This window comes from Kitasatospora sp. NPDC056783 (assembly GCF_042789895.1).
GTDB lineage: Bacteria > Actinomycetota > Actinomycetes > Streptomycetales > Streptomycetaceae > Kitasatospora.
In genome coordinates, this window is the sequence record NZ_JBHUAF010000080.1 from 19087 (window position 1) to 27428 (window position 8342).

General features: G+C 71.6%; 11 protein-coding genes and 1 pseudogene. 4 read left to right on the top strand and 8 right to left on the bottom strand.

Annotated elements, in window-relative coordinates; genetic code table 11:
- Window positions 1–7: 7 nt before the first annotated feature.
- From ACFRMQ_RS14830 to ACFRMQ_RS14850, 5 genes are all read right to left on the bottom strand, one after another.
- Window positions 8–1183 carry a radical SAM protein gene (locus ACFRMQ_RS14830; RefSeq protein WP_380730820.1) on the bottom strand — a complete coding sequence of 392 codons (1176 nt, stop codon included), beginning with the start codon at window positions 1181–1183 and terminating at the stop codon, window positions 8–10.
- Window positions 1180–1701, bottom strand: coding sequence for a nucleoside-diphosphate kinase (locus ACFRMQ_RS14835; protein WP_380730822.1), 522 nt, complete (start codon window positions 1699–1701; stop codon window positions 1180–1182). Before ACFRMQ_RS14835 ends, ACFRMQ_RS14830 begins: the two co-directional genes overlap by 4 nt.
- On the bottom strand, window positions 1698–2720 hold the full coding sequence (locus ACFRMQ_RS14840) for a thymidylate synthase (RefSeq protein ID WP_380730824.1): 1023 nt from the start codon (window positions 2718–2720) through the stop codon (window positions 1698–1700). Before ACFRMQ_RS14840 ends, ACFRMQ_RS14835 begins: the two co-directional genes overlap by 4 nt.
- A 39-nt stretch (window positions 2721–2759) precedes the next feature.
- Window positions 2760–2930, bottom strand: a complete 171-nt coding sequence (locus ACFRMQ_RS14845) for a hypothetical protein (RefSeq protein WP_380730826.1) — start codon at window positions 2928–2930, stop codon at window positions 2760–2762.
- A gap of 591 nt (window positions 2931–3521) precedes the next feature.
- Window positions 3522–3650, bottom strand: a complete 129-nt coding sequence (locus ACFRMQ_RS14850; RefSeq protein ID WP_380730828.1) for a hypothetical protein — start codon at window positions 3648–3650, stop codon at window positions 3522–3524.
- 216 nt (window positions 3651–3866) lie between these two features.
- On the opposite strand from ACFRMQ_RS14850, the gene ACFRMQ_RS14855 reads away from it, so the two are divergent.
- A complete protein-coding gene (locus ACFRMQ_RS14855; RefSeq protein ID WP_380730830.1) occupies window positions 3867–5132 on the top strand; it encodes an XRE family transcriptional regulator in 1266 nt (421 codons plus the stop codon).
- Window positions 5117–5641 (top strand): GNAT family N-acetyltransferase, encoded by a 525-nt coding sequence (locus ACFRMQ_RS14860; RefSeq protein ID WP_380730832.1) that lies wholly within the window; start codon window positions 5117–5119, stop codon window positions 5639–5641. Before ACFRMQ_RS14855 ends, ACFRMQ_RS14860 begins: the two co-directional genes overlap by 16 nt.
- Window positions 5642–5746: 105 nt before the next feature.
- On the opposite strand, the gene ACFRMQ_RS14865 is transcribed toward ACFRMQ_RS14860, so the two are convergent.
- The 3 genes from ACFRMQ_RS14865 to ACFRMQ_RS14875 form a co-directional block, all read right to left on the bottom strand.
- Entirely contained in the window at window positions 5747–6055 is a 309-nt protein-coding gene (locus ACFRMQ_RS14865; RefSeq protein WP_380730834.1) for a hypothetical protein, read from the bottom strand.
- Between the two features lie 114 nt (window positions 6056–6169).
- Window positions 6170–6619: a hypothetical protein gene (locus ACFRMQ_RS14870; protein ID WP_380730836.1), complete on the bottom strand. Its 450-nt coding sequence runs from the start codon at window positions 6617–6619 to the stop codon at window positions 6170–6172.
- Window positions 6620–6674: 55 nt separating this feature from the next.
- Entirely contained in the window at window positions 6675–6875 is a 201-nt protein-coding gene (locus ACFRMQ_RS14875) for a hypothetical protein (protein ID WP_380730838.1), read from the bottom strand.
- A gap of 603 nt (window positions 6876–7478) precedes the next feature.
- On the opposite strand from ACFRMQ_RS14875, the pseudogene ACFRMQ_RS14880 reads away from it, so the two are divergent.
- Window positions 7479–7958, top strand: a pseudogene (locus ACFRMQ_RS14880) (JmjC domain-containing protein); the annotation flags it as partial.
- A gap of 204 nt (window positions 7959–8162) precedes the next feature.
- A partial coding sequence (locus tag ACFRMQ_RS14885; RefSeq protein WP_380730842.1) for a Clp protease N-terminal domain-containing protein occupies window positions 8163–8342 on the top strand: 180 nt, incomplete at its 3' end.

Genomic DNA, 8342 nt, shown 5'->3' on the forward strand with positions numbered 1-8342 from the left:
GGTCTCCTTACTTCGGGTCGGTCCAGCCGATTTCAGCTCGGCCGTGCCGGCGGTGGTGGTGCGGCTTGTCACGGTCGTGGACCTGATAGCCGAAGCCGTGCTGCAAGTAGTAGCGCGGCGGCTCGTTCAAGCCCGAGACGATGATGGCGCGTTCGTCCACCTCAACGTCCCCGGCCGCCCCGAGAACACGGGCGGCCTCGGTGGCCTCCTCCAGGCTCGGGGCCTGCCAGGCGTCGCGGCACAGGCCCAGCTGCGCCACCGGGCAGATGTCGCACAACTCCCGGATGCCGTAGTGCCCGTTGTAGTCGGGCACTTTGTGTGCGTAGGCGACACCGCAGCTGGTCTTGCGGAACAGCGGCCCGTACGGCTCGCCCTGGTCGTCGGGCCGGCGGAAGGCAGCGAGGATGCGCTGCTCGGACTCCTCCGGCATGATCTTGCGGCGGGCGATGTCCTCGTACGGCATCGGCAGGCCGTGGGACTCGTAGTACGCGGCGATCTCCTTGCGGAAGAACAGCCCGGTGAACACCGTCGCGTCGGCGTGCCTCGACAGCTCCAACGCCCTGCGGATGTGCTCGTCGGAGTCGTTGAGGCCCGGCACGATCGGCCGCCAGTACAGCACCGTGCGGTAGCGCTCGGCGTGCCGGTGGAGCGTCTGGAGGCTGGCGGCGGCGATGGCCGAGTCCACCGGCTCGATCCCCGGGTGGTCGATGCCGGAGTGGGTGACCAGCACCGTCAACCGGAGGTTGTGGAAGCTGTTCAGGGCCTCGCAGTCCTCGGGGTCAACCCTCCAGCGGGTGATGACCAGGACGTGGTTGGTCAGGCCCTTCTCGTCCAGCAGTCGCAGCATGTTGAAGGTGTGCGGCTTGACCACGGGGAGCATGGGGTCCGTCGCCCTGTTGAAGATCTGGATCGGCGTGCGGTGGGGCCGGAAGTACTTGTGCTCGGTCAGCAGCTCCACCGCGGCCTCGTCGCTCATCAGCCGCCTGGGCGTCTTGAGCTCGAAGTTGTCGAACAGGTGGCGCACGCAGTACCCGCAGTCCAACGGGCAGCCCACGATGTGGTTGAGCGACAGCCCGGACTTGCGGTACTCGATGACCTCGGTGAGTTCCGGCTTGAGCGACACGATCTGCTCGGGGGTCAGCAGGGGCAGCAGGCGCCGGGCCCTCGGGGTGGCGGTCGTCATCGGTGATCCTCCTTGATCTCCAGTAGCTGATGCTGGTCGGCGCCGAACCACGTCCCGAAGTCCCGGCGCGCGGCGTGCCGGTGGTCGGAGGTGTGGATCAGGTTCTCCACCAGACGCCGCTCGGCGCGGGCGGCGGTGAGGCTGTCGGTGCCCAGGTCGGCGCGGATGGTGCCCGGGGCGGCCTGGGTCGGATCGAAGTGCCCGAGGAGGCCGCGCAGCCGCTCAGGGGTGCCCGAGACACCGTGAGCGAGCGCCACCTCCACCTGCTGTCCCACGTAGGTGGCGCGCAGGCAGCCGGGCACGTCCACCTCGAACAGGTCCCGGTCGACCAGCAGGTCCCAGTAGTGGACGTGGATCTGCCAATCGGCGACGACGACCCGGCGCCGGTGCACGATCTGCGCGGCCGGCTCCAGCCGGGCCAGCACCTCATCGGCCAGGCCCCGGCGCAGGCAGTCCGGCTTGAGGAGGACCACGCTCCAGCGCGACCAGTCCACGTCGTGCAGAGGGTTCCGCCTCACACGATCTCCCCGGTGACGACCCGGGCCGGCCAGCGGCGCTCGAACTGCCAGCGGGCCCCGGGCTCCAGCGCGTCGAGGGTCTGCTGGTCGATCGGGTCCGCCGGACAGTTGACGAGCTGGCGGTGCGCCTCGAAGAGCAGCAGCACCCGCTGCCAGTAAAGCGGCAGGTCCAGGCCGGCGACGTCGGCCGGGGTGTACTGGACCCGGTTGGTGCGCAGCAGCAGCTCGTGCTCCAGCACGGTGCGGATGTGCTTCCACGTGGTGTCGGCGGGCATCACCGGGGCCGGGAACAGCAGCGCTGCCTGGGAGCTGGCCTCCGTCTCCTCCAGCACCCTGCCCGCGCGCTCCAGGTCCCGGACTCCGACGTGCGTAGACCCCACGTGGTGGGTGTAGTCGCCCAGGCGCAGGCCGAGAAGTGCGGCGGCGAACTCCTGGATCAGGGTGAAGGAGTAGACGTCGCAGACCATGCCGCGGTTGGCGTCGTTGGCGCGCATGTAGGTGACCATGTGCAGGTAGCCGTCACGGGCCAGCAGCTGGAGCCCGACCAGGCACGGGAGATCGGGGTGACCGATCTCGTCCAGGTCGCCGGCCTGGAACACCGGCAGGTACGCGCGCTTGCTGTCTTTCTCGGCCCGCAGCAGCTCCAGCGCGCGGTCGAACGCGGAGGGGGAGCCATCCGGCCGGGCAGCGAAGATCCGCGCCCCGTAGGACGAGCCCTCGATCGTCCTCCCATCGCGCGAGTCGGCCCGGCGGCGGGAGGCGTAGTGTCCGATCAGGTCGAGGTTCCGCAGGCCGCCCAGGTACCAGAGCGCTTCCGCGTAGTGGTACACGGGGTTGACCGGCCGGCTCGTCAGGTACAGGGCGCGCTGGCGGGGGTCGGTGAGCCGGAAGGCCGCGCCGATGATCTCGTGACTGTCATTGCCCCGAGCGGTGTTGACGTGCTCGTGGTTCTCGGTAACGTGCCGCAGGACGGCGGCGTAGGCGCGCTGAAACGTGGAAAACACGGCGGGTGCGATCACGCTGAACTCCACTTCATTGGGTGCGGCTCGGGAAGTCCTTCACGTCTTGGCGGCCGGCAGCTCGCCGCGCCAGGCGAGGACGGAAGCCTGGTTCGCCTTGAGGACCGCGCGGTGGGTCCACGCCGTACGGCTCTGGTAGCCGAGCGCGGTCAGGTCGTCCTGGAGCTGGCGGATGCCGTCGTGCCAGTGCAGCAGGGCATCGGTCGACAACGCGCCGCCGGTGTCACGCTCGTGGGCCTTGTCCGGGTGCCACAGGACCCGGGCGCAGGCGTGCGCGCCGGGAGGCTACAGCACGCCGTCCGCGTCCGTAGCCGTGACCCGACCGACAGACTGCCGACCCTCGGCCTCGCGCCCGCGGGCCAGGCGTCGTTGCCTGACTGGGCAGAGCCGGACCACGCGAACGGCCGGGGTCGGGGAGACGACGTCGCGCGGGACGGCACGCTCGCCGCCGCCCCTCGGGGGCGGCACTGCGGCCGGACTCGGCGAAGGCGTTGCCCTCCGCGTCGTCGGGCACGTACGGCAGCACCCTGCTCAGGTCATGCATCGTCACGAGGAGGCAGCCCCCGTCCGGGGAGAGGTGCAAGGAGACGTGGTGGTGGCCCGGCGGGCTGTGCCGCGCCGCGTTGGTCACCAGCTCGACGGCCACATACAGCGCATCGTCGAGATCGGCGTCCACGATGCCCCAGCACACCAGCGCGGTGCTCAGCGCGCGCCGCACCACGGGAACGGCGGCCAGCCGCTTCCTCAGCGCGATGGCGCTCGCGTCGAGCGTCACTCGCTCAACGAGACCACGGGCGGCCATCACAGAATCGCCCCGGCGGCGATGGCCAGACCGGCGGCAGTCTGCTGCGCGCAGCAGACGGTGCGAGCCGGGCGGCGGGACGGGTCTTCGGTGGTGCACCAGTAGAGAAAAGCGGCGGGGATGCGCATCAGGGTGCTCCTGTGGACGACACGGAGATGGGGCAGCGCCCGGCCCCGACGGCTGACATGTGCGGCCTTCCGGGCAACTGCGTTCCAGTCAACGGCCGCAAATTCCGCTTGGACAGGGTGGTTTCGCGACTGCCTGCTTGCATCGCACCGGAGGTTTTGACGTTCCCTTTACCGATCGCCTTGTACCCGACGTCACAACGGCGCTACTTTGCGCACATGGGTGATAACGTCGCGCTCCGTGAGCGAATGATCGAACTCGCGCTGACCCAGGCCGAGTTGGCTCATCGCGTGAACCAGCACATCGAGCAGGTCACCGGCCGGTACGGCAGCTGCACTGTCCGCACGGTGCGGGACTGGCTCAACGGCACGACCGGCTGGCCTCATGTGAAGCAGCGCGCCGCGCTGGAGGCAGTATTCGACAGACCGGCCGAACAACTCGGCTTCATCCCACGGGGCGTAACCCGCCCTGCTCCGTCACCGGAGGCAGACGTGCGACGCCGAACCTTCATCGCCTCAGGGCCAGCTGCTGCCGCCGCGGCCGTGATCCCGGCCCCTGGCACTCAGACAACCCTCGGCACCTCCGACGTACTCAGACTTCGGTCCGGCCTCGATGCCCTCGATGCCCTCGATGACCACCATGGAGGCCACAGCGCGCTGGAACGCGCCGCTCTCGCCGGCGCCGACCAGGTCCTTGCCGCGCTGCGTAACGGCAGCGCCAGCGAGCGGGTACGCCGACGTCTGTTCAGTGTCGCCGCCGACTACACCGCCGTGGCGGCCTGGTCGTGCGTCGACGCCCGCGATCTCGACCGAGCCCAACAGCACCTTGACGCCTGCATGCGACTCGCCGGCCTCGCGCAGGACTCCACCGCCCAGTTCAGAGCGTGGAACTCGATTGCCATCCTGAACCACCAGAGAGGTCGGCACGCCGATGCCGTGGCGGCGGCCCACGCCGCCCAGGCCACTGGCATCACTCGCCGTGACTCGCTGTTCACCTCGCTCGCACACGCCCGCACGGCAGTCGGCCATTCTGATCTGGGCGACCGCCAGGCCGCGCTTCGTTCGCTCGGACTCGCCGACGACTCACTCGCTCGAGCCCGCAACGAACCACGGCCCTCCTGGGTCGCGTTCTACGGCCCAGCCGAACTCCACGCGCTCACCGCGATCGTCCGCGACCGTCTCGGCGACTCCGAGCACGCCGAGGGCGCCAGCCATCAGGCGCTCGCCATGCTGCCGAGCCAGTTCCGCCGAAACCGGGCCCTGGCCACCATCCGCCTGGCCCTCTCGCAGCTTCACCAGGGCGACTTGGAGTTGTCCACCGCAACCGCATCAACCGCCTTCGACGTGATGGACGGCGCCCCCCTGCCCGGCCGAATGCGGACCCTCCTCGGCGACTTCCACCGAGACCTCCTGGCCCTTTCGGCGAACGCCCCGGCTGCGCGAGAGTGGGAGAACCGCTACCGCACCGAATGGAGCCGAATGTGATCGACCTGCGCCACTACCAATGCGGAAAGCTGCCCAAGGGCTTCCGCCAGTTGCTGATCGACGTCCACGCGGACGCCTACGCAGACGAGATGGACGACGAGTTCACCCAGCGGTTCCCGTGGTTCGTCGACCACTGGACGGGCTTGGAAGGCTTCGCCTGCGTGGTCGCGTACGACGGTGACGAGCCGATCGGCTTCGCGTACGGGGCGCCGCTTGCCGCCGGCCGGGAGTGGTGGCGCGAGCACATCGACCCGGCGCCCGAGCCCTCCACCACCTTCGGGTTCTCCGAGCTGATGGTCCGTCCACACTGGCGCAAGACCGGAGTCTCGGCACAGCTTCAATCGGCTTTGATCGACGGCCGGCCCGAGGCTCTGGCGGTGCTGCTTGTCGACCCTGACCACCCCAAGGTTCAAAGGCTGTACGAATCCTGGGGCTACAGGCAGGTCGGGTTCCGCCAGCCGTTCGCGGACTCCCCTCGGTACGCCGTCATGGTGCGAACGCTTCGCTGAACGCCGCCCCGCTGACATGCGCCCCAACCGGCTGTCCAAGCAGGGCAGGGCACAGGCGCAGCACGGCTGGCCCCAGGGCCAAGAGCCCCCTTTCGAGCGGCCATGTCACATCTGGTGCCCGGAGCCGGTCTCGAACCGGCCCGGATGCCGGAGCTGCTGGAGCGCCACCCGGTGCGTGCCCTGCCCGGTCCGCGGCGCGACCGGCTCGCCGACCTCGCCGCCGTCAGCGCCGAGCGGGCAGTGCGCCTGCTGCTCGCGATCAACCGGCACCGCCACGACCCACCGCCGAGCGCCCGCCTGGCCCGTCGGCTGGCCGCCGAGGACGCGCTCGCCCCGGGCCTGTTCGCCGTGGTCCTGACCGCGGTCGGGGAGCAGCTCGGCTGGCCGGGCCGCCTGGCGGGAGGCGCTGCACACGCTGCGCTGCCACCCGCTGCCGGACGTCCGGGACGCGGCGCTGGAGGTCCACCCCGATCCGGCGTGAGCACCCCCCGGTGCCAGCGGCGGCCCACGAGGTGCCGGCGGCCCGGCTCAGCCGATGCCGGGCCGCTGCCGGGCGTCGGCGAACGGGACGGGCCTGCCGGTGAGGGTGTCGACCAGGGCCCGGCCGCCGAGCGGCCGGTGCAGGACGGTCGTGAGCCGGGCGACGCCGCCGTCCTCGCAGCCGATGTTCGGGCCCGAGGCGTCCCGGCGCCTCAGCAACAGCGAGACCCGCTCCTCGGTCTCCCGGGCCACCAGGTCGGGCTGGTAGTCGCAGCCGCTCCAGGCGACCTCCATGGTGATCGTGCGACCGTCCGCTTCCAGGGCCGGTTCCTTCGCCGAGGGGTCGGCGAGCGCGATGCGACCGAGGACGGACGCGTCCCGTCTCGTGTACGGGAGCGGGTGGTCGGAGTCGCCCCGGAACGCGTAGCAGGCCGCCACCCCGATCCCGATCGCCATCAGCACGGCCGCCCATCGTTTGTCACGCCTCGTCAGTTCCACCTCGGGCCCCTCCCCTGGTCGCGGATCAGGGTAGGCCGGTCCGCGCGGGGCCCCGTCAGTGGGTGGCGTCGGCGGCGATGCCGACGAGTTGGCGGATCGCGTCGCCCCCGGCGGTGGCGGCGATCAGGACGCCGAACACCACGCCGGTGAAGACGGTGAAGGCCTCGTCGGTCCGGCGGCGCGCCTCGGTGCGGCGCCGCAGCCGCACGACGATGAGGATCGCGACGAACGCCGTCGCGCTGATGGTGTACTCCAAAGCTCTCCTCCGGCCCGATGCGTGACGCTTGGTGACGCCGATGTCACCTTTGGCTCACTGCCATTCGGGTGAGCATGCCAGAGCGGCCCGGCACCCGGGGGCAGGTTCGAAAAAGTCCCGCACGCCGGCGGGCGGGCCGGGACGGGTGTGATCCATCCCACTGTCACCGGATTTCGGCCCGCCGGGTCCTGCCGGGGACCCTCGGGGGCGGGGGCCGGAGCGCCTCGAACCCCACCGACCTGCGGGATCGCCACACCGGGCGGGTGGGCGGCCGGGCGGGCCAAGCTGGCCGATTCCCGACCCCGACGGCGGAATCGGTTCAACCGGTTCCTCTTGTTCATCCGTTGGTCATGGGACAGCCGGCCGCCGGTGAGCGGCCGGACGGGACGTCGACCGGGACGTCCGGGGAGATCCGAGGAGAGGGGACGAACGATGGGGCGAGTACTGGAGCACCTCGTGGGGGACGCCGACGCGTTCGCCAGGACGCTGGAGGAGCGCAGGCCGCGGGTGTTCCGCACCGACGGCCGGCCCGCCGGGCTGCCCCGGCCGGGCGAGCTGGACGCCGTCCTGAACGGCGGTCTGCTGCGGGTGCCGTACGTGGAGATGGTGAAGGACGGCGAGGTCGTCGAGCCGGAGCGGTTCTGCACCGCCCGCACGGTGGCCGGGCGCCGCGAGGACGGCTGGGCCGACCCCGGGCGGATCACCGCCCTGCTGGCCGAGGGCGCCACCCTGCTGCTGCCGCAGCTGGACCAGTGGTACGCGCCGGTGCGGGCGCTGGCCACCGACATCGCCCTGCGACTGGGCCGCCGCACCGAGGTGTTCTGCTTCGCGACGGGCGCCGGCCGGCGCGGCCTGGGCGTGCACCGCGACGACGCGGACGTACTGGTCGTCCAGCTCGCGGGACGGAAGGAGTGGACGGTTCACGAAGCACCCGTGGACGGACGCTGGCGCCCGGGGCTGGCGCCCGAGCCGGGGCCGGTGGCGCTGAACACGGTGCTCGCGCCGGGCGAGGTGCTGTACGTGCCGCGCGGAGCGCCGCACACCGCGACGGGCCGCGAGGGGCTGTCGGTGCACCTGGCGTTCACCGTCCGGGAGGTCGGCACCGGACGGCTGCACGCGGCGGTCGGCGAGTTCCTGGCCGCGGGCGCCGCGGGCGCCTCCACCAGTACCGGCGCCCGGGACGACGGCCTGCCCGACCGCCCCGGGACGGCCGCCGAGCTGCTGGCCGCGGCGGCCGAGGTGCTGCGCCTGAGCCGTGAGCGCCTGGCCGGGCTGACCCCGGAGGAACTGCTGCGCCTCGCGCGGGGACCGCTCCCCGAGCCGGCGTCGGACGCTCCGCCGCTCCTCGCCACCGTGGTCGCCGCCGCCCGCCGGCGGGCCCTGCGGGACGGCGACCGTCAGGTCGACACCGCCCACCTCCTGCACGCCCTCGTCGAGTCCGACCCGGAGGCCCGCGCCGCCTTCGAC